The 23,969-nt window shown below is 67.5% G+C and carries 25 protein-coding genes; 4 read left to right on the forward strand and 21 right to left on the reverse strand.

Annotated features, from left to right (window positions below):
* Positions 1-83 precede the first annotated feature (83 nt).
* The 13 genes from G578_RS0115325 to flgB all read right to left on the reverse strand — a co-directional run bounded on the left by G578_RS0115325 (position 84) and on the right by flgB (position 13,249).
* Entirely contained in the window at positions 84-944 is an 861-nt protein-coding gene (locus G578_RS0115325; protein WP_028794982.1) for a C40 family peptidase, read from the reverse strand.
* Complete coding sequence (locus tag G578_RS0115330; RefSeq protein ID WP_028794983.1) at positions 941-2,119, reverse strand: vWA domain-containing protein; 1,179 nt, start codon at positions 2,117-2,119, stop codon at positions 941-943. The genes G578_RS0115325 and G578_RS0115330 overlap by 4 nt, the downstream gene beginning before the upstream one ends.
* Before the next feature lie 33 nt (positions 2,120-2,152).
* The gene (locus tag G578_RS0115335) at positions 2,153-2,521 is read right to left on the reverse strand and encodes a hypothetical protein (RefSeq protein ID WP_028794984.1); all 369 of its coding nucleotides are present in this window, start codon (positions 2,519-2,521) and stop codon (positions 2,153-2,155) included.
* A complete protein-coding gene (locus G578_RS0115340) occupies positions 2,521-3,381 on the reverse strand; it encodes an AAA family ATPase (protein WP_028794985.1) in 861 nt (286 codons plus the stop codon). The genes G578_RS0115335 and G578_RS0115340 overlap by 1 nt, the downstream gene beginning before the upstream one ends.
* Before the next feature lie 138 nt (positions 3,382-3,519).
* Complete coding sequence (gene alaS / locus G578_RS0115345; RefSeq protein ID WP_028794986.1) at positions 3,520-6,195, reverse strand: alanine--tRNA ligase; 2,676 nt, start codon at positions 6,193-6,195, stop codon at positions 3,520-3,522.
* Between the two features lie 223 nt (positions 6,196-6,418).
* Positions 6,419-7,504 (reverse strand): recombinase RecA, encoded by a 1,086-nt coding sequence (gene recA, locus G578_RS0115350; RefSeq protein WP_028794987.1) that lies wholly within the window; start codon positions 7,502-7,504, stop codon positions 6,419-6,421.
* 184 nt (positions 7,505-7,688) lie between these two features.
* Entirely contained in the window at positions 7,689-9,602 is a 1,914-nt protein-coding gene (locus tag G578_RS26570; protein ID WP_051244903.1) for a response regulator, read from the reverse strand.
* 213 nt (positions 9,603-9,815) lie between these two features.
* Positions 9,816-10,889 carry a flagellar biosynthesis protein FlhB gene (flhB, locus tag G578_RS0115360; RefSeq protein WP_028794988.1) on the reverse strand — a complete coding sequence of 358 codons (1,074 nt, stop codon included), beginning with the start codon at positions 10,887-10,889 and terminating at the stop codon, positions 9,816-9,818.
* Positions 10,890-10,913: 24 nt separating this feature from the next.
* A complete protein-coding gene (gene fliR, locus G578_RS26575; protein ID WP_038015120.1) occupies positions 10,914-11,681 on the reverse strand; it encodes a flagellar biosynthetic protein FliR in 768 nt (255 codons plus the stop codon).
* An 11-nt stretch (positions 11,682-11,692) separates the two neighbouring features.
* Positions 11,693-11,959: a flagellar biosynthesis protein FliQ gene (fliQ, locus tag G578_RS0115370; protein ID WP_028794989.1), complete on the reverse strand. Its 267-nt coding sequence runs from the start codon at positions 11,957-11,959 to the stop codon at positions 11,693-11,695.
* 96 nt (positions 11,960-12,055) lie between these two features.
* On the reverse strand, positions 12,056-12,349 hold the full coding sequence (gene fliE, locus G578_RS0115375) for a flagellar hook-basal body complex protein FliE (RefSeq protein WP_028794990.1): 294 nt from the start codon (positions 12,347-12,349) through the stop codon (positions 12,056-12,058).
* Positions 12,350-12,428: 79 nt separating this feature from the next.
* The gene (flgC, locus tag G578_RS0115380) at positions 12,429-12,836 is read right to left on the reverse strand and encodes a flagellar basal body rod protein FlgC (RefSeq protein WP_028794991.1); all 408 of its coding nucleotides are present in this window, start codon (positions 12,834-12,836) and stop codon (positions 12,429-12,431) included.
* A gap of 17 nt (positions 12,837-12,853) precedes the next feature.
* Complete coding sequence (gene flgB / locus G578_RS0115385) at positions 12,854-13,249, reverse strand: flagellar basal body rod protein FlgB (protein ID WP_169400864.1); 396 nt, start codon at positions 13,247-13,249, stop codon at positions 12,854-12,856.
* On the opposite strand from flgB, the gene G578_RS0115390 reads away from it, so the two are divergent.
* From G578_RS0115390 to fliP, 4 genes are all read left to right on the forward strand, one after another.
* Entirely contained in the window at positions 13,248-13,760 is a 513-nt protein-coding gene (locus tag G578_RS0115390; protein ID WP_342664900.1) for an EscU/YscU/HrcU family type III secretion system export apparatus switch protein, read from the forward strand. The genes flgB and G578_RS0115390 overlap by 2 nt on opposite strands.
* Positions 13,750-14,079, forward strand: coding sequence for a hypothetical protein (locus tag G578_RS0115395; RefSeq protein WP_028794994.1), 330 nt, complete (start codon positions 13,750-13,752; stop codon positions 14,077-14,079). Before G578_RS0115390 ends, G578_RS0115395 begins: the two co-directional genes overlap by 11 nt.
* Before the next feature lie 65 nt (positions 14,080-14,144).
* Positions 14,145-14,459 carry a FliO/MopB family protein gene (locus G578_RS0115400; protein WP_028794995.1) on the forward strand — a complete coding sequence of 105 codons (315 nt, stop codon included), beginning with the start codon at positions 14,145-14,147 and terminating at the stop codon, positions 14,457-14,459.
* Positions 14,456-15,205, forward strand: a complete 750-nt coding sequence (gene fliP / locus G578_RS0115405) for a flagellar type III secretion system pore protein FliP (RefSeq protein ID WP_028794996.1) — start codon at positions 14,456-14,458, stop codon at positions 15,203-15,205. Before G578_RS0115400 ends, fliP begins: the two co-directional genes overlap by 4 nt.
* Before the next feature lie 94 nt (positions 15,206-15,299).
* Here the strand turns inward: fliP and G578_RS0115410 are convergent, their stop codons facing one another.
* The 8 genes from G578_RS0115410 to fliM all read right to left on the reverse strand — a co-directional run bounded on the left by G578_RS0115410 (position 15,300) and on the right by fliM (position 23,929).
* Positions 15,300-18,968 carry a tetratricopeptide repeat protein gene (locus tag G578_RS0115410; protein ID WP_028794997.1) on the reverse strand — a complete coding sequence of 1,223 codons (3,669 nt, stop codon included), beginning with the start codon at positions 18,966-18,968 and terminating at the stop codon, positions 15,300-15,302.
* A complete protein-coding gene (locus G578_RS0115415; RefSeq protein ID WP_028794998.1) occupies positions 18,965-19,723 on the reverse strand; it encodes an OmpA/MotB family protein in 759 nt (252 codons plus the stop codon). The genes G578_RS0115410 and G578_RS0115415 overlap by 4 nt, the downstream gene beginning before the upstream one ends.
* The gene (locus G578_RS26580; RefSeq protein WP_038015121.1) at positions 19,720-20,388 is read right to left on the reverse strand and encodes a hypothetical protein; all 669 of its coding nucleotides are present in this window, start codon (positions 20,386-20,388) and stop codon (positions 19,720-19,722) included. Before G578_RS26580 ends, G578_RS0115415 begins: the two co-directional genes overlap by 4 nt.
* Before the next feature lie 6 nt (positions 20,389-20,394).
* A complete protein-coding gene (locus G578_RS28540; protein WP_051244904.1) occupies positions 20,395-20,820 on the reverse strand; it encodes a hypothetical protein in 426 nt (141 codons plus the stop codon).
* Positions 20,821-20,842: 22 nt separating this feature from the next.
* The gene (locus G578_RS0115430) at positions 20,843-21,229 is read right to left on the reverse strand and encodes a response regulator (protein WP_028794999.1); all 387 of its coding nucleotides are present in this window, start codon (positions 21,227-21,229) and stop codon (positions 20,843-20,845) included.
* A 204-nt stretch (positions 21,230-21,433) separates the two neighbouring features.
* Positions 21,434-22,351: a MotE family protein gene (locus G578_RS28545; protein ID WP_051244905.1), complete on the reverse strand. Its 918-nt coding sequence runs from the start codon at positions 22,349-22,351 to the stop codon at positions 21,434-21,436.
* A gap of 1 nt (position 22,352) precedes the next feature.
* Entirely contained in the window at positions 22,353-22,823 is a 471-nt protein-coding gene (locus tag G578_RS0115440) for a DUF6468 domain-containing protein (RefSeq protein WP_028795000.1), read from the reverse strand.
* An 80-nt stretch (positions 22,824-22,903) separates the two neighbouring features.
* On the reverse strand, positions 22,904-23,929 hold the full coding sequence (fliM, locus tag G578_RS0115445; RefSeq protein WP_028795001.1) for a flagellar motor switch protein FliM: 1,026 nt from the start codon (positions 23,927-23,929) through the stop codon (positions 22,904-22,906).
* Positions 23,930-23,969 lie beyond the last annotated feature (40 nt).

Below are 23,969 nucleotides of genomic sequence, written 5' to 3' on the forward strand. Positions count from 1 at the left end.
GGATCTGCGGTGCACCGGCGCCTGGGGCTTGGTCCCGGATCAGGTCCGGGACGACGGAACGGGCGGATAACCGGGCAGAGGCGTCACCCGATCCGGCGCACCGTGCGGACATCGCCGATCTTGGCCATGTTGCGCGCGCGGAAGTCGGCGTGGGGCTCCTCGGCCACCGCCATGTGATGACCGTTGGCGTGCAGAATGCGGTTGCCCTCCAGCAGGAACGCCACATGCCCCGGCCAGTACAGCAGGTCGCCCGGCCGCGCCTCGTCCAGCGACGGCACCACCGTGCCCAACCCCGCTTCCTGCATGTCGCTGTCGCGCGGACACGCGATCCCGCAGGCCGCCAGGGCAAGCTGCACCAGGGCGGAACAGTCCAGCCCGGTGGTCGACCGCCCGCCCCAGGCATAAGGCGCCCCCATGAAGCGCCGGGCGACCGCCACCGGATCTCGCTCGACCTCGCCCAGTGGGGCCAGATGCATCGCCCAGAGCCAGCCGTCATCGGCTACCCGGGCCCAGTCGCCATGCCGGTCGGTCACCGTCACCCGGCAGGTCAGATGCACCACGGCACGGGGGATGGTCTTCAGGTCCGGGGCGTCGAACAGATAGCTGCGCAGGGCGACCACCCGGTGGCTGGGTGCGGCCGTCTCCGCCGCGCCCAGGCTCTCCTCGCGCACATAGCCCACATAGCCGTCGGTCTCGTTGCGCACCCAGGCCCAGCCGCGCTTGCGCTCGAACACGGCGACACGCTCGCCATACAGCAGTTCGGAGCCCTGGCGGGCCTCCTCGAACGGCGCCTCGCGCAGGGAAGCGGTGCCGGTGGCGATGCGCGCCGGCTCGCCCGCCACGAACCGCGCGGCGTTCACCCGGCCCTCCAGCCGGGCGTCCGCCAGGTCCGTGCGATAGGCGTTCACCCGGGGGTCGAGCCGCTCGGTCTCGGCCACGCTCACGAGTTCAGCTCCTTGATCGCCCGGTCGAGGCCGTCGAGGGACAGCGGATACATCCGGTCCTCCAGCAGCTCCTTCACCATGGCGACGGACTGGGTGTACTGCCAGAACCGCTCCTGCACCGGATTCAGCCAGACCGAGCGGTGGAAATGTTCGGTCAGACGTTTGATCCACACCCCGCCCGGCTCCGGGTTCATGTGCTCCACGCTGCCGCCGGCGACCGCGATCTCGTAGGGACTCATGGAGGCGTCGCCGATGAACACCGCCTTGTATTCCGGCCCGTAGGTCCGCAGCACCTCGGCGGTGTCGATCCGCTCCACGTGGCGGCGCCGGTTGTCCTTCCACAGCCGCTCGTAGGGGCAGTTGTGGAAGTAGAAGAACTCCAGGTGCTTGAACTCGCTGCGCGCGGCGGAGAACAGCTCCTCGCAGACCTTCACATACGGGTCCATCGAGCCGCCGACATCGAAGAACAGGATCACGTTGACCACGTTCTGCCGCTCGGCCCGCATCTGCAGGTCGAGCCAGCCGCCGTTCTTCGCGGTCTGCCGGATCGTGCCGTCCAGATCGAGCTCGTCGGGCCGGCCCTGGCGGGCGAACCGGCGCAGCTTGCGCAGGGCGACCTTGAGGTTCCGGGTGCCGATCTCCACGCTGTCGTCGAGATTGCGGAACTCGCGCTTGTCCCAGACCTTCACCGCGCGGAAATTGCGGTTGCCGTCCTGGCCGATGCGCACGCCCTCCGGATTGTAGCCGTAGGCGCCGTAGGGCGAGGTGCCGGCGGTGCCGACCCATTTGCTGCCGCCCTGGTGCCGACCCTTCTGTTCCTCCAGGCGCTGGCGCAGGGTCTCCATCAGCTTGTCCCAGCCGCCCATGGCCTCGATCTGGCGCTTCTCCTCGTCGGAGAGGTTCAGCTCGGCCAGCTTCTGCAGCCACTCGTCGGGGATCTCGGCGCCGAACAGCTCGTCCAGCGCCTCCATGCCCTGGAAGACATTGCCGAACACCCGGTCGAACCGGTCCAGATGGCGCTCGTCCTTCACCAGGGTGGCGCGCGACAGGTAGTAGAAATCGTCCACCGACCCGCCGGCCACCCCGCCGCGCACCGCCCGCAGCAGCGTCAGGTATTCGGTAATGGAAACCGGCAGCTTGGCGTCGCGCAGCTCGGTGAAGAAGCGGGTGAACATGACCTCTTGCTTCCTGCTTGCTACCTGGGGGGCTCAGCCGCCTTTCAGCGCCTTCTCGATGATGTTCCTGTACAGGAACAGGTCGGAGGCCACGGGCACCGCGCCATCCTCGCCGCAGTCCCGCTTGCGCGGTTTGGCGGTCCGGGCGGCCGCTTCCATGTTGTATTCCAGGAAGCCCAGATCCTCGTCATCGGCGCCGAGCTGCACAAGGTTGTCGCGGGCCAGAGAGCGGAAATACGTCTCCTCCTCCGCATCACCGCCGCACACGGCGATGGAACTCAGGATGTAGCCCGCCTGCTCGGCATAGCTCTTCATTGCCTCGGGCGCCGCCTCCAGCAGCTTGCCGGCAAAGGCGGGCGTGGCGGCGAAGGAAAGGGCGGCGGCCAGGACCAGCGCGCGCATCACGCCCGCCCCTCGCGCCGGGCCAGGAAGGCCAGGCGTTCGAACAGGTGGACGTCCTGCTCGTTCTTCAGCAGGGCGCCGTAGAGCGGCGGGATCAGGTCCTTCTTGTCGGTGACCTTCAGCGCCTCCGGCGGGATGTCCTCGATCAGCAGCAGTTTCAGCCAGTCCAGCAGCTCCGAGGTGGACGGCTTCTTCTTCAGCCCCGGGACCTCGCGGATCTCGAAGAACGCGTTCAGGGCAGCGCGCAGCATTTCCTGTTTCAACTTGGGGAAATGCACCTCGACGATCGCCGCCATGGTCTCCGGATCGGGGAAGCGGATGTAGTGGAAGAAGCAGCGGCGCAGGAAGGCGTCCGGCAGCTCCTTCTCGTTGTTCGAGGTGATGATGACGATCGGGCGGTGCTTCGCCCTCACCGTCTCGCCGGTTTCGTAGACGAAGAACTCCATGCGGTCGAGTTCCAGCAGCAGGTCGTTCGGGAACTCGATATCCGCCTTGTCGATCTCGTCGATCAGCAGCACCGCCTGCTCCGGGGCGGTGAACGCCTCCCACAGCTTGCCGCGGCGGATGTAGTTGGAGATGTCCCGCACCCGCTCGTCGCCGAGCTGACCGTCGCGCAGGCGGGCGACCGCATCGTACTCGTACAGGCCGTGCTGCGCCTTGGTGGTCGACTTCACGTGCCACTCGATCAGCGGCATGCCGAGAGCGTCCGCCACCTCGCGGGCCAGCACCGTCTTGCCGGTGCCGGGCTCGCCCTTGACCAGCAGCGGACGGGCAAGCTGTACCGCGGCGTTCACGGCCACACGCAGGTCGGCGGTGGCGACGTAGCTGTCGCTGCCCTCGAAGCGGGTGGGTTGCTGCATCTCGTTCATCTCACCTCGCCAGACGGCTTCATGCCGGGTGGGTTGTGCGCGCGGCACTCGCGGGGAAGCACCGTGGGTCGAAACTGCGACGAAACCGGGGCAGAGCGTCGCCGCCCCGGCACCGGGTCGTCCCGGACCTTACGCGGCGGCGGGGGCGGAGGCCAAGGCCGCTTCGATCGCCGCCAGGGCCTTGTCGCCGGCCGTGCCGTCGGGGCCGCCTGCCTGGGCCATGTCTGGACGGCCGCCGCCGCCCTTGCCGCCGAGAGCCGCCGAGCCGGCGCGGACCAGATCGACGGCACTGAACCGGCCGGTCAGGTCGTCGGTCACGGCGACCACCAGGGAGGCCTTGCCGTCGTCGTTGCTGACCACGGCGACGACTCCCGAGCCGATCTCCTGCTTCAGGCCGTCGGCCACGCCCTTCAGCTCGCGGGCCGGCACGCCGTCAAGCGACCGGCCGGCGAAGGTGACGCCGGAGACGGTCTTGGTCGCGCCGCCGCCGGAACCGCCGGAGGCCAGCTTCTTACGGGTCTCCACCAGCTCGCGCTCGAGCCGGCGGCGCTCCTCGATCAGGACATGGACGCGGGCCGGCAGGTCCTCCGGCGTTGTCTTCAGCTCGGCCGACGCCTCGGCCAGCGCGGCTTCGCGGGCGTTCAGCCAGTCCAGCGCACCGATGCCGGTGACCGCCTCCACCCGGCGCACGCCGGCGGCGACCGCGCCTTCGGCGACGATCTTCACCAGGCCGATATCGCCGGTGCGGCCCACATGGGTACCGCCGCAGAGCTCGACCGACCAGGCCGACTTGCCGCCCGCCTCGAGGTCGCCGCCCATGGAGACGACACGGACCTCGTCACCGTATTTCTCGCCGAACAGGGCCATGGCCCCCTCGCCGATGGCCGCATCCGGGGTCATCAGGCGGGTGGTGACCGGGGAATTCTGACGCACCCGCCGGTTCACCTCGCTCTCCACCCAGGCCAGGTCCTCCCGCGCGATGGATGTGGGCTGGCTGAAATCGAAGCGCAGGCGCTCCGGTGCCACCAGGGAGCCCTTCTGGGCCACATGGTCGCCGAGCCGGCGGCGCAGGGCCTCGTGCAGCAGGTGGGTGGCCGAGTGGTTCGCCCGCAGCCGGTCGCGGCGGTCGGCATCGACCAGCAGTTCCACCGGTTCGCCGACCTTCACCGGGCCGTCCTGCAGCGTGGCGACATGGATGAAGACGTCGCCCAGCTTCTTCTGGGTATCCGTCACCGCGAGGGTCGCGCCGGCGGCCGTGCGGATGGTGCCGGTATCGCCCATCTGGCCACCGCTCTCGCCATAGAACGGGGTCTGGTTGACCACGACCAGCACGTCGCCGCCGGGCTGGGCCCCCGGTTCGACGCTGTCGACCTGCTTGCCGTCGACGATCAGGGCGCTGACCACGCCCTCGGCCGAGGTGGTGTCGTAGCCGAGAAACTCGGTGGCGCCGACCTTGTCGCGGACCTCGAACCAGGTGCGGTCGGTCGCAGCCTCGCCCGAACCCGACCAGGACTTGCGGGCGGCCGCACGCTGGAGCTCCATCGCCGCGTCGAAACCGGCCTGGTCCAACGCCCGGCCCTGGCCGCGCAGGATGTCGGCGGTCAAATCGACCGGGAAGCCGTAGGTGTCGTAGAGCTTGAAGGCGACCTCGCCGTTCAGGGCCTGGCCCTCGCCGAGTTTGCCGGTCTCCTCGGAGAGGATGCGCAGACCGCGGTCCAGGGTCTCCTTGAACCGGGTCTCCTCCAGCTTGAGGGTTTCGGTCGCCAGCGCCTGGGCGCGGCCGAGTTCCGGGAAGGCCTCGCCCATCTCGCGCACCAGGGTCGGCACCAGCCGGTGCAGCAGCGGGTCGGTGCAGCCCATGATATGGGCGTGGCGCATGGCCCGGCGCATGATCCGGCGCAGCACGTAGCCGCGGCCCTCGTTCGACGGCAGCACCCCGTCGGCGATCAGGAAGGTGCTGGCCCGCAGGTGGTCGGCGACCACCCGGTGCGAGACCTTGAACTCACCGTCCGGATCCACGCCGGCGGCCTCGGCCGAGGCCTCGATGATGCGGCGCATGGTGTCGATGTCGTAGTTGTCGTGCTTGCCCTGCAGAACGGCGGAGATGCGCTCCAGGCCCATGCCGGTGTCGATCGACGGCCGCGGCAGGTTGACCCGTTCGTCGGGCGTCACCTGCTCGTACTGCATGAACACTAGGTTCCAGATCTCGATGAACCGGTCGCCATCCTCGTCCGGCGAGCCCGGCGGGCCGCCGGGGATGGACGGGCCATGGTCGAAGAAGATCTCCGAACACGGGCCGCAGGGTCCGGTATCGCCCATCGCCCAGAAATTGTCTGAGGTCGGGATGCGGATGATCCGTTCTTCCGGCAGGCCGGCGATCTTCTTCCAGAGGGCGGCCGCCTCGTCATCCTCGGCATAGACGGTGGCCAGCAGCTTGTCCTTGGGCAGGCCGAACTCGCCGGTGATCAGGGTCCAGGCGAACTCGATCGCCTCGGCCTTGAAATAGTCGCCGAAGGAGAAGTTCCCCAACATCTCGAAGAAGGTGTGGTGGCGGGCGGTGTAGCCGACATTGTCCAGGTCGTTGTGCTTGCCGCCGGCGCGCACGCATTTCTGCGAGGTGACGGCCCGGTTGTAGTCGCGGGTCTCCTGGCCGGTGAAGACGTTCTTGAACTGCACCATACCGGCGTTGGTGAACATCAACGTCGGATCGTTGCGCGGCACCAGCGGGCTGGAGGCCACCTCGGCATGCCCGCGGGCCGAGAAATAGTCGAGAAACGCGCGGCGGATGTCGTTCGTCGTGGCCATGGCCCTGTCTCCGGCGACTTGGCGGCCGGCCCCGCGCCCCACGCGCGGAAACGGCGCCGTCAAAAGTCCCCGGTTTTATCGAGGCCACCCGGCGCTGTCCAGCGGATGCCCGCCGGACGGGTCGGGTCGCCGTCCCGCTATCGACGCCGGAGGACCGGCCGGCGGGGGACGTCCCACCCGAAGGACGAAGGCGGCCGGTGACCGGCCGCCCTCCTAAATGCGATCAGGCGTCGTCGCCCGCGGCGTCCTCGGGCCCGCTTTCCGGGTCGCCGACCAGCATGGCCTCGGCCACCAGCCCGGCATTCTCGCGGATCCGCCGCTCGATGCCGTTGGCGATGTCCGGATTGGCCTTCAGGAACTGCTTGGCGTTCTCTCGGCCCTGGCCGATGCGCTGGCCGTCGCAGGAGAACCACGCGCCCGACTTCTCCACGATGCTGGCATTGACGCCAAGATCGAGCAGCTCGCCCAGCTTGGAAATGCCCTCGCCGTACATGATGTCGAATTCGATGACCCGGAACGGCGGAGCCAGCTTGTTCTTCACCACCTTCACCCGGGTCTGGTTGCCCACCACCTCGTCGCGGTCCTTGATCGCGCCGATGCGGCGGATGTCGAGGCGCACGGAGGCATAGAACTTCAGCGCGTTGCCGCCGGTGGTGGTCTCCGGGTTGCCGAACATCACGCCGATCTTCTGGCGGATCTGGTTGATGAAGATCACCATGCAGCGCGACTTGGAGATCGAGCCGGTCAGCTTGCGCAGCGCCTGGCTCATCAGCCGCGCCTGCAGGCCCACATGGGTGTCGCCCATCTCGCCCTCGAGTTCGGCCCGGGGCACCAGGGCGGCCACGGAATCGATCACCAGCACGTCGATGGCGCCGGAGCGCACCAGCGTGTCGGCGATCTCCAGCGCCTGTTCGCCGGCATCCGGCTGGGAGATCAGCAGCTCGTCCACATCCACGCCCAGCTTGCGGGCATAGATCGGATCGAGCGCATGCTCGGCATCGACGAAGGCGCAGGTGCCGCCGGCCTTCTGCGCCTCGGCGACCACATGCAGGGCCAGGGTCGTCTTTCCCGAGCTCTCCGGACCGTAGATCTCGACGATGCGGCCGCGCGGCAGGCCGCCGATGCCGAGGCCGATATCCAGGCCGAGCGAGCCGGTCGACACCGCGTCTATCTCGACCCCGGCTTCGCGCGCACCGAGCTTCATCACGGAGCCCTTGCCGAACGCACGCTCGATCTGACTGAGTGCGGCTTCCAACGCTTTCGACTTGTCCATGCCGTCCTTCTCAACAAGCTTGAGTGCAGCGCTCATTTCCGCCTCCTTCTATCGTGCGCGCCCGGTACGGGGCAACGGGTGTGACCCGTTGGGACTGACGTCGGTGCCGGTGCGAGGTGAACGATCTCTAGAGACGGATTGTACTTATTTTGTTCTCATTCACAAGCGGATTTTCTACTTTTGTTCTCGTCCAGATCTAGCGGTCTTGCCTGAATCGACCTCAAGATCCGGGATCGATCGGGAGCGAAGCATGCTTCACCGCCTGGGCGAGCTGCTTCAGCGAGAACGGTTTCGGCAGGAACGCCACCGATTCGGCGTCGGCGATCCGCTGGCGCAACGCATCCTCGGAATACCCCGAAATACAGACCACGGGCAGGCTCGGCCGGTCCTTGCGCACCTCGCGGATCAGGGTCGGTCCGTCGATTCCCGGCATCATCACGTCGGTCACCATCAGGTCGACCTGCGGATTCTCGCCGCGCAGCAGCTCCAGAGCCGCCTCGCCCGAGCGCGCCTCCAGCACCGTGTAGCCCTTGCCCCGCAGCGCCCGGGCGGCGAACAGGCGCACCGGATCCTCGTCCTCCACCAGCAGCACGGTGCCGGTCCCCGAAAGATCGGTGTCCAGCCGCCGGGGTCCGTCGGCCGCGGTGGCTTCCAGGGCGCCGGTCCAGGCCGGCAGGTAGATCGAGAAGGTGGTTCCGACCCCCTGGGTGCTGTCGACGAACATGTAGCCGCCGAACTGCTTGATGATGCCGAAGGCGGTCGACAGGCCGAGCCCGGTGCCCTGCCCCAGGTCCTTGGTGGTGAAGAACGGCTCGAAGATCCGCTTCTGCACATCCGGCGGCATCCCGGTGCCGGTATCGATCACCTCGATCAGCACGTATTCGCCGGGCGGCATGACCTCGTCGCCCTGGCGCAGCGGCCGGACGGTCTCGGTCAGGCCGGTGCGCATGGAGATCCGCCCGCCGCCGGGCATGGCGTCGCGGGCATTGACCACGAGATTGATGATCACCTGTTCGAGCTGGCCCGGATCGACCCGGACCGGGCGCAGGTCGCGGCCGTGCTCCAGTTCCAGGACGACGGTCTCGCCGATCAGCCGGCGCAGCAGGTGGGACAGGTCCGACAGGATCTCGGTCAGGTCGACGACCCGGGGGATCAGGGTCTGCTGCCGGGAGAACGCGAGAAGCTGGCGCACCAGGTTGGCCGCCCGGTTGGCGTTCTGCTTGATCTGCATGACATCGGCGAAGGACTGGTCGCCGGCGCGGTGACGCTGCAGCAGCAGGTCGCAATAGCCGGTCATCGCCGTCAGCAGGTTGTTGAAATCGTGGGCCACGCCGCCGGCCAGCTGGCCGACCGCCTGCATCTTCTGCGACTGGGCGAACTGCACCTCCAGGGAGCGCTGCTCGCTGACATCGATCAGATAGACCACCCGCTGGCTCGGGTTGCCGCGGGGCCGCCGCACGAACATCGAGGCGACGCGCTCGGTATCGCCCCCGCCCACGGTCACGTCTATCGGCCGCGAGGTCTCGCCGCTCGCATCGGCGCCGGCGATCACCTGCCGCACCCGGTCGCGGTCGTGCTCGGCGACCAGCGGCAGGAACTCGAAGCCGAGCATGGCGTTGCTGCCGCCGGGGCCGAGCCAGTCGGACAGGAAGCGGTTATGGCCGACGATCCGTCCCTCGTCGGAGATCCTCAGTGCACCGATGGGCGCGTATTCCAGGGCGTCGACCACCAGTTCCAGCACCGTCTCCTGCGGTGCATCGGCCGGCTTGCGGGCGGCGCAGAGATCGGCCCGGACGACTCCCTCCGGAACCGCGGTCAGCGTTACGGAAACGCTCCGCCCGTCATGCTCGAAACTGTCCGTGACTTCGCTGTCGGAGACATCGCGCTTGAGGACCATGAGGCGCAGGCGCGCCACGGGTTTGCCCTCTCCCGTCGAGGCCGACTCGCCCAGGAGCGCCACCGCCCCGGCATCGGCATCCAGGAAGCGGCCGTCCGCGCCCAGGCGAACGCAACCACGATCGACCGCGTCCTCCGCCGGCCCTCCGTCGCCGTCGGGTATCCGTCTGTCGGCGGCATCGCTGCCGCGTTCGGACGGTCCGCCGATCAGGGCGCGCCATAGGGAAAACCCCCTCAAACCCTCGCCAGAAAACAGCTTCCCCTCCGCAAAATCCTGCGCTCCGCCAGCGCCTCCGCTGCCCGGCCCATCCGGACGACCATCTAGAGCGCGAGCCGCCTTAGAGCAAATCACGATCAGATGGAAACATCTGCTCGTGTGAACTTGCTCTATCTTTAATGGGTTAGAGGGCGATTCACGGTTCAGATCGTTTCGATCTGAACCGATCGCGCTCTAGGCCGACATCCGCTTACCCTGGAGGCGGTAAACGTAGGAGATGATCTGCGCCACCGCCTGATAGTGCTCTTCCGGGATCTGTTGGTCCAGTTCGACGCCGCCGAACAGCGCCCGCGCCAGCGGCGGGTTTTCGACGATCGGCACGCCGTTCGCCTCCGCCACCTCGCGGATCCGGAACGCGACATTGTCCACGCCCTTGGCGACCACGGTCGGCGCCGCCATCACCGAGGTGTCGTATTTCAACGCGACGGCGAAATGTGTCGGGTTAGTGACGATGACATCCGCCTGGGGCACCGCCGACATCATGCGCTGACGCGCCCGCTCGTGACGGATCTGGCGCAGCCGCGCCTTGACGTGGGGGTCGCCTTCCGACTGCTTGTGCTCGTCGCGGATCTCCTGGCGGCTCATCTTGAGCTGCTTGATATGCTCGTACTTCTGATAGACGTAGTCGGCCACGGCGATGACGACCATGACCGCGGAGACCCCGAACAGCAGGCGGATCAGCAGGGTCTGGATCTCTTCCAGCAACTGGCGGACATCCATCTGGACGATCGTCTCGAGCCTGTCGAGTTCCGGCAAGACCAGGACCAGGGCGACGGCGCCGACGACCCCCATCTTGGCGATGCCTTTCAGGAACTCGACGATCGACCGCAGCGAGAACAGCCGGCCGAAGCCCTTGATCGGCGAGATCTTGTCGAACTTCGGGGAGATCGGTTCGGTGGTGAACAGGATCCCGGACTGGCCGAGGCTGGCGGCCAGAGCCAGCACCATGAACACCGCGAAGACCGGCGACAACGCGATCAGGACCGAGGCGAAGACGTCGAAGAGGATCTGGCCGGTGCTGCCATGATCGATCGGCATCGTGCCGGCCTTCTCCATGATTCCGGCCAGCGGACTGTAGACCCGCAGCGCAACGAACGGACCGATGATGCCGACGACCAGCGTCGCGCCCAGCAGCACGGCAAAGCTGTTCACCTCCTTGCTGTTGGCGATCTGACCCTTCTTGCGCGCCTCCGACAGCTTTTTCGGAGTCGGTTCTTCCGTCTTTTCGGATTGGTCCTGGTCCGACATGGATGCGCCGTCGCCTTGTCGCGGTTAGCCGGGAACGAGATAGGAGGCGATCCCGTCCTCATAGTACCTGAGAAACACCTCAACCATCGTGCCGAGAATCGCAATCATGATGGTGAAGCCCATGAGTATCTGTATCGGCAGACCGATGAAGAAGATCTGAAGCTGCGGCATCAGCCGGGACACCACGCCGAGGGTGACGAAGAACACCAGCGAGAACACGATGAACGGCGCCGAAAGCTGCACGGCCATCTCGAAGGAATCCGCCACCAGCCTGGTAAAGGCCAGCGACATGTCGTCGATCGGCAGCGGCGCGCCGGGCGGGAACAGGGTGTAGCTGTCGATCAGCGCCAGGATCAGCATGTGGTGCATGTCGGCCGCCATCACCACCATGATCGCCAGCACGCTGAGCAGCAGGCTGATCGACGTTCCCTGCCCCTGGATCGACGGGTTGAACACCTGGGCGTTCGCCAGCCCCGTGGAGAACGAGAGGATCATGCCGGCCGAGGACAGGGTCAGCAGCAGCGTGCGGCCGACGAGCCCGAAGAAGCTGCCGATCATGACCTCGATGAAGACCAGCAGGAACAGTTCCGGCAGCGACGGCGGGACGGTCGGCAGATAGGTCATGACCGTCGGCGAGACGACCAACGCCATGGTCAGCAGGAACATCATGCGGATGCGCGAGGAGACGAAGGACTCACCGATTCCCGGCAGCAGGAACACCATAGCGCCCAGCCTGGCGATGACCAGCATCAGCGCATAGGCCTGGACCGGGAGATACTCCTGAAGCGGCACCGGCCGCGCTCCTACGAGAGCCCGATGATCTTGTCGGCCAATCCGTCGAAGAACGTCGTGATCGTGGCCAGCATGAACGGCAGCAGCAGCAGCAGCGAGCCGAAGACCACCAGGATCTTCGGCACGAAGACCAGGGTCATCTCCTGAAGCTGCGTGAGCGCCTGGAACAGGGCGATGGTCAGACCGACCCCCAGCGCGATCAGCATGACCGGCAGGGACATCGTCAGCAGCACCAGAACCGCTTCCCGGGACACGTCGATCGCATCGGCCTCGGTCATTTGCTTCCTCCCAATGCCGAATGCCCGGCAAAACCTGCCGGGTCGCTTCCTGCCGCCCTGTCGCTCCCGATGGTCGCCGAAACCGCGGCGACCACCTCAGATCGGCATGCGGATGATCTCCTGATAGGCTGAGACAAGCTTGTCCCTCAGAGCGGTCACGGTCTGCAGGGTGAGTTCCGCATCGTTCACGGCGGCGACCACGTCGGTCAGGTCGGCCGTGCCGGCGATACCGGCCTTGGACAGGGTCTCGCCCTTATACATCGTGTCGATCGAGGATTCGGCCGCGTCCTTGACGAAGCTGGCGAAATCCTTGCCGGCGAGCGGCTTGTCCGCAGCACCGCCACCCACTCCGGGGATCGGCGGCGTGATGTCTCCGATACGTGTCACCATGACGGTACCTCCATGGGTGCCATTCTACGCGATGGATCCGTCCGGCGAAACAGCGCCTTACGGGGTTTCTGCGCGCCTATCAGCGCAGCAGCTCGATCGTGCGCTGGATCATCGCCTTGGAGCTGTCGATCACGCTCAGGTTGGCCTCGTAGCCGCGCTGGGCCTCCTTCATGTCCGTCAGTTCGATCAGCGAGTTGACGTTCGGCTTCTTGACGTAGCCGTTCTCGTCGGCCAGCGGATGGTACGGCTCGTAGGAGAGATCGAAGTCGCTCATGTCGCGACCGATCTTCTTCACCGACACCAGATCCGCGTTGAGCGTCCGGTCGAGCTGGTCCTGGAAGGTGATGGTCTTGCGGCGATAGGGATCGTCGCCCGGCTTGTTGCCCATCGAGTCGGCGTTGGCGACGTTCTCGGCCACGACCCGCAGGCGCGTGCCCTGGGCCTTCATGCCGGAAGCGGAGATCTTGATGGCGTTGATCAGTTCCATGGGTCCGTCCTCTCCGCTTATTGCCCGTTACGCCCGATGGCGGTCCGCAGCATCGTCATGTTCTTCTGATAGACGTTCGACGCCAGCTGGTACTTCATCTGGGTGTCGGACACTTTCATCATCTGCTCTTCGAGGACGATGCCGTTGTCGTTCGGGTTGGTCTCGTAGACGTCGCGGGCCCGCAGCTCCTCGACCCGGAAGTCCGGCTTCTGGACCGTTCCCTGCAGATGGGTGCCGCTGGTCGCCTGCATCCTCACCTGCTTGATGTCGCGCAGCTCCCGCTCGAAACTCAGCGCCTTGAGGTCTTTGGCGCGGTAGTTCGGGGTGTCGGCGTTGGCGATGTTCTGGGCCAGCACGGTCTGACGGTCGCCCAACCAGTCCATCTGCTGACGAGCCATCCGAAACAGGCTCATGTCCGACATCTTCATCTCTCGTCCCCTTCTGAGCAATCTCGACGGATTTGCTTCTTTCGGTGACGTCCACCGGTTGGCGGTGAGCGTCGCCAATGGACAAGCAAGCACCGTGCCAACCGTGGTGCGCGGGCCGGATGCGAGAGGGCGCGAGGATCGGTATACTGACCCCATGACACGGCGACCCAACACCCCGGCCAGTCCCCGCGGCAGCGCGCCAGAGCGGCAGATCGCGATCGCCCTGAGCCACGATATCGTCAGCGGCCTCGCGCCGACCGTGGTGGCCAAGGGCTATGGCGAGATGGCCGAGAAGATTCTCGATCTCGCCTTCCGCAACGACGTGAAGGTGCGGACCGACCCGGATCTCGCCCAGATCCTCGAGGTCGTGGAGGTCGATTGCGAGATTCCCCTGGAGGCCTTCGCCGCCGTGGCCGAGATCCTGACCTATGTCTACCGCGCGAACGACCGGATGAAAGTCGAAAACCGGGAGGGAGAGCCCCGCGATGACCGATGATCCCGCGGCCCCGCCGGAGCTGCAGGTGGAGATCGCCGCCGTCGCCGCCCAGATCGACGACCTGGCGGCCGGCACCACCGATCGCGCCGCGCTGGAGCAGCGGGTCTCGCGGCTCTGCGACGCCGTCCTGGCCCGCCCGCCCGCGGAGGCCAAGGCCCTGCTGCCGGTTCTGGAACAGCTGATCGCGCGGCTCGACGCCGCGGCGACGGCGATCCAGCAGCGGGGCGACGGCGGCGATTCGCCGCCCCCGGCCCGTTCGGCCCGCTCCGCCGCCGCCGCCTATGGCGCCGGACAGACCCGCCGCCGGCGTGGGTTCTGATATCGCCCGGCCGCCGCACCTCCCTGCAGCCTTGGCACGGCCCGACCCGCAGCCGACAATGCGCCATGGGTCTGTTCGACTATATCCGCTTCATCCTGGCCTTCGCCTTTGTTCTAGGGCTGATCGGCATATGCTATTGGCTGGTACGGCGGTATGCGGTCGAGCGCTTCGGCCTGGCGATGAATGTCGGCAAGACGCCGCGCCTCCGGATCGTCGAGAACCGCGTCCTCGACGGGCGCCGGCGGCTGATTCTGGTCCGGCGTGACGAGGTGGAGCATCTGTTGGTGATCGGCGGAGAGAGCGACATGGTCGTGGAGACCGGCATCCCGGCACCGCCGCTGCCCGTGCCCCAAACCACCGGCGACGGAGCCGATCGATGACCGCACGGCGGTTGCTCGTCCTCCTGTCGGTTCTGGCCGGCCTCGGCGGCGCCCTCTACGCCGCGCCGGTCCTCGCCCAGTCCCTCACCCTCGATGTGGGCGAGCCGGGCGGCTCCACAACCGCGCGCATCATCCAGCTCGTCGCCCTGGTCACGGTCCTGTCCCTGGCGCCGGGCATCCTGATGATGGTGACGTCCTTCACCCGCATCATCGTGGTGTTCTCGCTGCTGCGCTCCGCGCTCGGCACCCAGCAGGCGCCGCCGAACATCGTGGCGATCAGCCTGGCGATGTTCATGACCGCCTTCATCATGGCCGACACCTTCCAGACCGCCTGGCAGAACGGGGTGCGGCCGCTGATCGAGGAGCAGATCGACGAGGAGGAGGCGTTCCGCGAGACCACCGCCCCCTTCCGGGTCTTCATGCTCGCCCAGGTCCGCGAGAAGGACCTGCAGCTCTTCGAGGACATCGCCGAGGTCGGGCCCGCCGAGACCGGGCTGAACGCGCCGCTGCAGGTGCTGGTGCCGGCCTTCATGATCAGCGAGCTGCGGCGCGCCTTCGAGATCGGCTTCCTGCTCTATCTGCCGTTCGTGATCATCGACATGGTGATCGCGTCGGTGCTGATGTCCATGGGCATGATGATGGTGCCGCCGGTGACGATCTCGCTGCCGTTCAAGCTGATCTTCTTCGTGCTGGTGGACGGCTGGTACATGGTCGCCGGCACCCTGGTCCGCAGCTTCGCGACGTAGCGGGGCGCGTCCCGTCTCGCGGACCCGATCCGGTTCGGACGGGCTCCGACACGCGGCACCCTGAATCCCGGAACTCGGGGAGAGGCGCGCCTCCTCAGTTGGTGGCGCTGAGCGGGCCCTGTTTCAGCTTGTCGCGATAGCTCGACAGGAAGGCCTGGAACCGGCCGATCTCCTCGAACCGCTCCGTCAGGCGCAGGAACTCGTCCGGCCCGCTGTCGGTGTTGTTGGTGATCAGACGGAACGCCTCGCGGAACGGGGTGTCGTCCATCTGCGTGCCGTAGATCTGCCGCAGCCGGTTCAGGCCGTTGTCGTTGTCGCTGAGCGCCAGCGCCACCGCCCAGTTGACGATGTAGTTGGCCTGTTCCGGCGTCAGGCGGCGGCCGTCGCGGCCCGCCTCGGCAACCAGGCTGCGGAAGGTCTTGGCCGCCTCCACCCAGTCCTGGGTGCGCCAGTAGATATCGGCGCGCAGCAGGTCGGCCTCGCGGCTTGTGTCGTCGACCAGCAGCTTGAGCGCGCCCTGGGCGTCGCCGAGATCGAAGATCGCCCGGGCCCGCAGCCGCCGGCGCTCCGCCGCCAGATCCGGGCGCAGGCCGGGGGCCACGCTCTCGTCCAGGGCGGCGATGGCGCTTTCCGGCTGGCGGTCGAGCAGCAGGATCAGCGCGAGACGGGCGCCGACCCGTGCCTTCTCCGTCCCCTGCAGGCGGAACTTGACCTGGCGGTCCAGCAGGCGGGCGGCGCGATCGAGCAGGTCGACCTTCACCAGCCGATCGGCCAGCGCCTCGATGATCTTGTCGCCGGCCGCCCCCACGGGGGTCAGCTCGCGGAACTCGTCATACAGCGCCAACGCCTGAAGCGGGGTCATCGCCTCGGCGATGCCGCTGGTGAAGATCTCGCTGAAGGCCTCGGTCAGCTCGAAGGCCAGGTCGCGGGATTCCGGATTGTCCGGGAAGAAGGTCACGGCCTGCCGCAGGGCGGCGAGCCCTTCCTCGAACTCGTTCTCCTGCAGGCGCAGGCGACCCAGGTCGCGCAGCAGCTCGAACTCGACGCGGTCGCCGCGCCAGGCGTAGCGGAGTTCGTCCAGACGGTCGGCCGCCTGCATGGGAGTGATGCGGCCGTCATCGAGACGGTGCTGGATGAGTTCCCGTTCGGAGCGCACGCGCGCCCAGCGGTCCTCGCCCTCGGCCAGCTGGTTCCAGATATCCAGGGCCGCCTCGGTATCCCCGAAGGCATACAGCACCCGGCCGCGCAGGAAATCGAGACGCGCGCGCTCGCCCGGCGTGGGGTCGCCCTCGGCGATGACGTCGAGGAAGGCGCCGGCCCCGCGGAAGTCGCCCGCCCGGATCGCCGCCTCGGCGGCCTGCATCGCCAGTTCGGTGGTGTAGTTGCGCGGGTAGCCGCCGGGGATCTCGCCGGCCCGGGCGATATGCTCCACCGCCTCGTCCCATTTGCCCTGGCCGGCGGTGGCGGCGCCGCGCCACAGTTCGGCCTCCGAGAACCCGTTGAGGGCCGGGTCGTCGAGATACTCCTCGGCCTCGGCATTGCGGCCGAGCATGAAGCTGGCCGCGCCACGCAGGGCCTTCACGTCCGGCCGGTTCGCCAGGTCCTCGTCCGACTGGGCGATGGTCCGCAGCAGACCGATGGCCTCCGCCGCCAGTCCCCGGGCGAAATAGAACTGGGCGAGTTCCAGCCGCGGCCCGTTGCGGGAAATGCTCGTGGCCTCGGAAATGCGGAGCTGCAGGGCCTGGCGCCGCTCCAGGAACTCGGCGTCCGAACCGAGCCGCCAGTTCGCCATGTCGAAGATCCGTCCGGGTGGCAACCCGGCAGTCAGCCCCTCGAACCGTCCGCCTGTATAGACGTCGTCGGCGGACCGGGGCGCGGGGCCGGACAGGACCATGCCCTCCTCGCGGGTGATGGCGATGCCGTCGGGCAGGACACGGATCGCCAGGTCCGACCGGTTCGGCCGCACCACCACGCCCTGAAGCGAGGCGAGGATCTCCATGTCCGGATAGCGTCGGTTGCCGTCGATGCCACGGGACAGCGGGGTGATCGGGATCAGGAACAGGCTGTCGCCGACCTCGGGGTCGTTGACGACGATCGGCTCGCCCACCCCCTCGACCGGGATGAACAGGCGCGGCCCCTGCGGGCTGACCATCTGCGCGTCGATGCGCAGCGGCACGTCCGGGCGCGACAGCTGCGGCTGCAGGTCCAGCACCCACGCGGTCCCGTCGCGCCACACCCGGGGATTCACCCCCTCCACGACAGGGATGCGCACGACCGATCCGGTGGATGCGGCGACCTGCTCGGGCTGGCCGACGATCTCGTTCGCCAGGCCCGCGAGCTGGCTGGTATCGAAGGCGGCGGGCCGGTCGAACCCGACCCAGACATAGCCGGCGCGCGGAAAGACCACGGCGGCCGCTTCTTCCTCGAAGGCGAAGCGCAGGGAGATCGCGTCGGCGTTGTTCAGCCGGGTGATCGCCAGCGGTGGCCCGGTAATCGGCTGTGCCGCTTCGGTCGGGGCGGCATTGAGACGGATCGCGTCGTCCAGGCTCGACTCGCCGTCGGACTGCGCCGCCGGCATGCTGGAACGGACGTCGGGCAGCTGCGTGACGGCCGTCGTCGGGTCGGAGGGAGCGGCACCGGCGGGTCGAGGAGCGGTCTGGCTGCGCACATTGTTCTGCGCCGTAACCTCCGGCGTCGCCGGTACCGGCGCGGCGGCGGGCGCCGGTGCCTGACCCTGGGTCGCCGCCGGCGCGGCCGGGCTCGGGGTCTGATCCGGAGCCGGAGTCGGGGCCTGCGCACGGGCGGCCGGAACACCGTCAGCGGCGGGTGGCGGCGCTGTCTGCTGCGCCGTCTGCGGCTCGGTCTGCGGCGCCGGTTGCGCCTGGGCCGGCGGCGGAGCGGGCTGGGATCCGGCCGGGGCCACGGTCGTGCCACTGGTGTCGCGCAGCACATCCACGACCACCTTCGGGCCGGAGCGGAAGGCGTTGATCGAGCGGCCGTCCGGCACGGGCACGGTGACGGTCAGACCGGAGGCCGACGGCGTGCTGGCGAAACCGCGCAACGCTTCGGGCAGCTGGCGGCGCACGGCACTGTCGTCGATCCGGGCCGGACGGGCGAACAAGATGCGGGCGGCCCCCGCGTCCGGCTCGACTTCGAAGTCCACCGATGCCGGCCAGTCGAAGACGATCCGGTCGTAGTTCGCGTGCCTGCCGGTCCGCACGGCCAGTTCCGGACCCGACGGCGCGGCGGGCGCAACCTGGGCAGGTGCCGTCTGGGTGGGCGCCGTCTGGGTGGGGGCAGCCTGGGCAGGTGGCGGTGCGGCGGCGGCCGGGGGCGGCGCGGGAGCCGCCTGACTGGACGCCGGCTGACTGGGAGCCGGCAAGGGGGTCGGGGCGCTGGTCCGGTCCGACAGGTCGATGACGATCCGGTTGCCGTCCCGGGTGGTGCGCAGGCGGTGATTGCCGGTCAGCTCGATCACCGCACTTCGGCCATCGCTGCCGACCCGGCCGCCGGAGATGAACCTGCCGAGGCCGGTCGCCGCGCCGGCGACGTCGCCCTCGATCGGCTGGGAGAAGCGGATCACCAGGGAATCGCCGAACCGCTCCGCCGAATAATCGACCGAGCGGGGCCAGTCGAAGACGAGCCGTTCGGATGTCTCGGTACTGCCGCCGCTCACCTGCACGGGAACGGCCCCGGCGGAGCCGGTTACCGTCAGCAACGCGACGGCCAGGACCAGGACGAAGCGGGTCAGCGCGCGGATCATGGCGCGCGCTCCGGGAAGATCACCACATCGACCCGACGCGCCAGGGCGTATCGACGATCCATGTCGAGGGTCGGCGCCACCTCGCTGAACCGGCTGTCCCCCCGCCCCTCCACCGTGGGCTGTCGCGGAAAGCCGGTCTGAACGAGCCGTGTGGCGACGGCATCGGCCCGGGCCAGGGAGAGCTCCCAATTGGTCGCGTAGCGTCCGCTGCCGGTCATCGGCTGCGGGTCGGCGTATCCGACCACGTCGATCCGATTCGGCAGCGTCGACAAGGCGGTCGAGAGGACCCCGACGGCGACGCGCGCCTCGCGGGTCAGCTCCGCCTCCCCGACGGAGAACAGAAGATCGGCCGGCAGGGCGATGACGAGTTGCTCGCCGGCCGCGGCGATCTTCGCCTGGTTCAGGACCGGGTCGGCGGACATCTTGGCGTCGAGGATCGGCTCCAGGTAGCTGAGGGAAAAGCCGCGCCGCGTGCGTTCGGCGGACACGCTCAGCTCGACCGGCGGTGTCTCCCCGACAACGGACACCTCCTGGCCGAGAACCAGGGCGATCGACCCCGCAGCCGCCTGGAAACTCGGGGTGTCGATGTTTGTCATCGCGAAACGCAGTACGAAGAACGCCAGCATCAGGGACACCAGGTCCACCAGCGTGACCATCCAACTTGCGCCGCCGCCATACTTGCGGCCGGCCCGACGGCCGAGCTTGCGCTCACCCCGGACCACCATGGAGCGCACGCGGGAAAGCTGAACCGTCACGACGCCCCATCCTCCAGCGCCGGCCCGCTGGCGCCGGCCGGACGCGTGCGGAAGATCAGCCGTACGGAGTCCGGGTCGAAGGGTTCGAGACCCGCGGACAGGACCGACGGGTCGACCTCCCGATCGACGAAGGTGCGCACCGTCTCGCTGGCGCGGAAGATGAGTTCCTCCCGCCGCGGCTGGGAAACCGCGTCGTCCACGCCGTACAGGATCTGCAGATCGAGAACGCTGCCCGCCGGCGGATTGTTGAGGATCGGCGCGAGCCGGGCGGCCAGCTTCTCCATCACCGGGGTGATGCCGCCGGCGGCCGGCGCATAGACCTGTCGCGCGGGAATAGTCACGAAAATGGGGTTGCCGCTGGCCTCGACCTCGACGACCACGGCCGGCAGAACCTCGCGGAACACCGTTCCGAGGGCCGAGCGAACGGACTCGCCGATCACCTGGCCCGGGTCGGCATCCAGCGGATCGTCGGCGATGTTCTTGCGGACGGCGGAGGGGAAGGCACGCTTCACGCTCTCCATGACCCGGTCGCTGCGGCCCTGCTCGACCGTGGAGAGGGCGTTGAGCATGATGAAGAACGCCAGCAGCAACAGAAACAGACTGAGGAACAGCGGCTGGCTGCTTCCCTTGTCGGGTTCCCGTCGCTCTGCCCGGCTGAATGTCATTCGCGCCTAATCGAGGTTATCGAACAGCGCGTCGACCTCCGCTTGGCTCGTGGCCGCTCCCGGCAACTGTGGACCGTTGAGCAACCCGCTCTCCGAAGCCGACCCGTCTTCTCTTTTTTCCTCTATTTCCCGCGCTTTGTCACGTTTTGTTTCGAGCGCAGATGCAGTCGAGGTGTCGAGAAGCGTCACGGCCTCGCGGATCGCGCTGAGGCGCTGGCCCAGGATGTCCCGCATGGCGGAGGCTTCGAAGATCGATCCGGTGGCGGCGGCAATGGCGTCACCGACGGCGCCACCGGCGGACTCACCGGTATCCATCAGCTGCTCGGCGGCCTCCAGAACGCGGTCGAACGCATCCTGCAGCTCGCCGTCCGCTGCCGCTATTTCGGACAAGGCGCGGGCAGCCGCACCGTTGTCATCGACGCCCGACTTCACCCCGCCCCGCCCGCGCTCATGCTCAGAACTCGCCGATGACCGCAGTCATCTTGGTCTTGAGGGTGGCGGCATTGAACGGCTTGACGATGTAGTTGTTCACGCCGGCCTTCTTGGCGGCGATGACGTTCTCCGTCTTGCTCTCGGCGGTGACCATGATGAACGGGGTCGACTTCAGCTTGGCGTCGGTCCGGACTTCCTTGAGGAGCTGGAGGCCCGTCATCGGCTCCATGTTCCAGTCGGAAATGACCAGACCGAACTCGCCGCGGCGCAGCTTCTGCAGGGCGGTCGCTCCATCGGACGCTTCGTCCACATTTGCGAAGCCGAGCTGACGCAGCAAATTTCGGATGATCCTCAACATCGTCTTGTAGTCGTCGACGATGAGAATCGACATGTTCATATCAACCGCCATATCCCGTCTCCTAAAGTCTCTGATGCCCGCCCCTGGACGCGCGGACCCCTGCCGAAGTGGGCACAACGTATGCCAGGGGGGTTAAAACGTTGTAAACGAGATTAGTGATGATGCTGGCGTAATTTAGAGGGTACCGCCTGTCAACGCAGCAGATTTCGGCGCGCCGCCGCGGGATCGGTTACCGCCATAGCGGTTACAGCTGGATCAGTTGATGTCGGGCATCTTCCGCCGCTCGGCGATCCGCGTGGTCACCTCCTTCGCCCGCTCCGGCGTCATTTCGGCAAGCACCGGCGCGGTCTTCGAGGCCTTCATCCGCTCGATGACCTGCAGCAGGACATCCATATCCAGGGCGTCGAAGATCTTGGCCGCGTCCTTCGCCTTCATCGTCTCATAGATCTTCACCAGGCTTCCGAGCTGTTCTTCTTCCTGCTCGTCATATTTGCGGATCAGATCTTCGATCTCCGTCTTGATGCCGTTCAGCTCCCCGATCTTCCGGTCGATGCGATGCTCGGCGGCGGCGAGGAGCCCCTCGCGCTGGACCAGGGTACGCTCCCGTTCCTCGAGCTCCTCGCGCCGATCGGCCAGACTCTGCAGCAGTTCGATCTGGGACTTGCCGAGGTTGAACGGATCGACCTTCTCGCCGGATGTTGTCGTGTCGGCCTGGGCCAGCTGCATCATCGGCAGCGATGCCTCGGGGGAACCCGCCTTCATGACGGGACTGTTCGACGTGTCTTCGGCCTCCGACTGCGCCGGCCCGGCGGCGACCGCCACGGTGCCGAAAGTGACGGCCTGCACGAAGCTCTCGCGCCGCTCCCACAGGTCAGCGACCTTGACCGACAGCACCAGCGCCGCCGCGAAGGCGGTCAGCGGCAGGATCCGCAGGGCGGCCGCGCCCCGCTTCTTGGGATTTGCGGGCTTTGCCGCCTTGCCGGCCGGGGCCTGCGGTTCGCGGTTCTGCTGCTGGGCGGCCCGCATGGCCGCCGCCGCCGCCCGGCCCCGGGCCAGACGCTCCGCGTTCGGTGTCGCCGGATGCGAGGCCACCGGCGCGAAGGTGCCGCCGGCTGTGGCGTCGTCATCCTGCGAGGGCGCAGCGGCCCGTCGTCCAAGTCGGTCGTAGCTCATCTCAGCGCACGTTCCTCAAAGCGTTCATCAGGTCGCGCTCGGCCTGGGAGCGCGCACCGTCATCCTCACCCTTTTCCGGCTGAGGCGCGGCGGCGGGTGCGGCGCGCCGTGCCGGCTTGCGGGCCGGCGCCTGAGGCTCCGGCTCTTCGCGCGCCTTGCCGCTGGCACTCCCGGCGAGACGTTCGGCCGATCCATCGGCCCGCTCGATCAGGAACAGAAGCTCGTCCCGCAGCGCCTGGGCCTTCACCATCGGATCGTTGAGCAGCGCCTGGGCCTGCTCGGCGGACTGGCGGATGCCCTTCAGGCTGGCATCGGCCTTCATGGTCGCCTGGTTCATCTTCTCCAGAAAGGTTTCCAGACCCTCTTTCTCGGATCTGAGCATCGAGAGGCGCCGATGCAAGACCATGGCGTAGACGATCGTCGCCAGGAGCAGAATGATCAGGAGGACGTCGAGGATCAGCGCCAGGTTCATCTACGCTCCCTCACCTTGTTGCCCTGTCATCACGCGTCCGTCCTCTCGCCGCCTCGTGCAGATGCCGACAAGGACGACCGTCACATCTTGCGCAGGCGGTGGCTGATCCGCACAGCGATATTGCCGCCCTTGCGCCCCATCTTACCATTGAACAGCGAGACGTTCCCGCATCGCATGTCGATGGTCGAATTCGGCATCGCGTTCAGCAGGATCCGGCTGCCCGGCTTGAGGTTGAGCACGTCGTTCAGCGGCATGACGACCTCGTCGAGCACCGCGTCGAGCTCCACATCGGTGTTCCAGAGTTCGTTCGCCAGGTGGGTTTCCCAGATCGAGTCGCGGCCGAACTTCTCGCCCATGAACATCTGCAGCAGCAGTTCGCGCACCGGCTCCAGCGTGGCATAGGGCAGCATCAGTTCCAGGCGACCGCCGCGATCCTCCATGTCGATGCGCAGGCGCGCCAGAACGGCTGCGTTGGCCGGGCGGGCGATGGTGGCGAAGCGCGGGTTGGTCTCCAGCCGGTCGAAGCGGAAGGTGACCGGGCTCAGCGGATCGAAGGCGGCCGACAGGTCGCTCAGCACCACGTTGACCATGCGCTCCACCAGGTTGCGCTCGATCGTGGTGTAGGGCCGTCCCTCGATGCGCATCGCCGCCGTGCCGCGCCGGCCGCCGAGCAGCACGTCGACGATGGAGTAGATCAGCGCGCTGTCCACCACCAGGAGGCCGTAGTTGTCCCATTCCTCGGCCTTGAACACCGACAGCATCGCCGGCAGCGGGATCGAGTTCAGATAATCGCCGAAGCGGATGGAGGTGATGTTGTCCAGCGAGACCTCGACGTTGTCGGAGGTGAAGTTTCGCAGACTGGTCGACATCATGCGCACGAGGCGGTCGAACACGACCTCGAGCATCGGCAGACGTTCATAGGAAACGAGTGCCGAGTTGACGATGGCATGGATGCCCGAGGTGTCGCTTTCGCCGCTGGTGGTCTCGTCGAAACCGAGCAGACTGTCGATCTCGTCCTGGTTCAGGACACGCGCAGCGCCGACATCCTCTTCTTCGTCATCTCCCATCGCCTCCCATTCGGCGGCGAGATCGTCATCGGTTGCCATCAGCCCAGCCTCATCTCTTTCCGGCTCGTCTGCCTCTGTG

Origin of the sequence: Thalassobaculum salexigens DSM 19539, assembly GCF_000423805.1 — a bacterium.
Lineage (GTDB): Bacteria > Pseudomonadota > Alphaproteobacteria > Thalassobaculales > Thalassobaculaceae > Thalassobaculum > Thalassobaculum litoreum.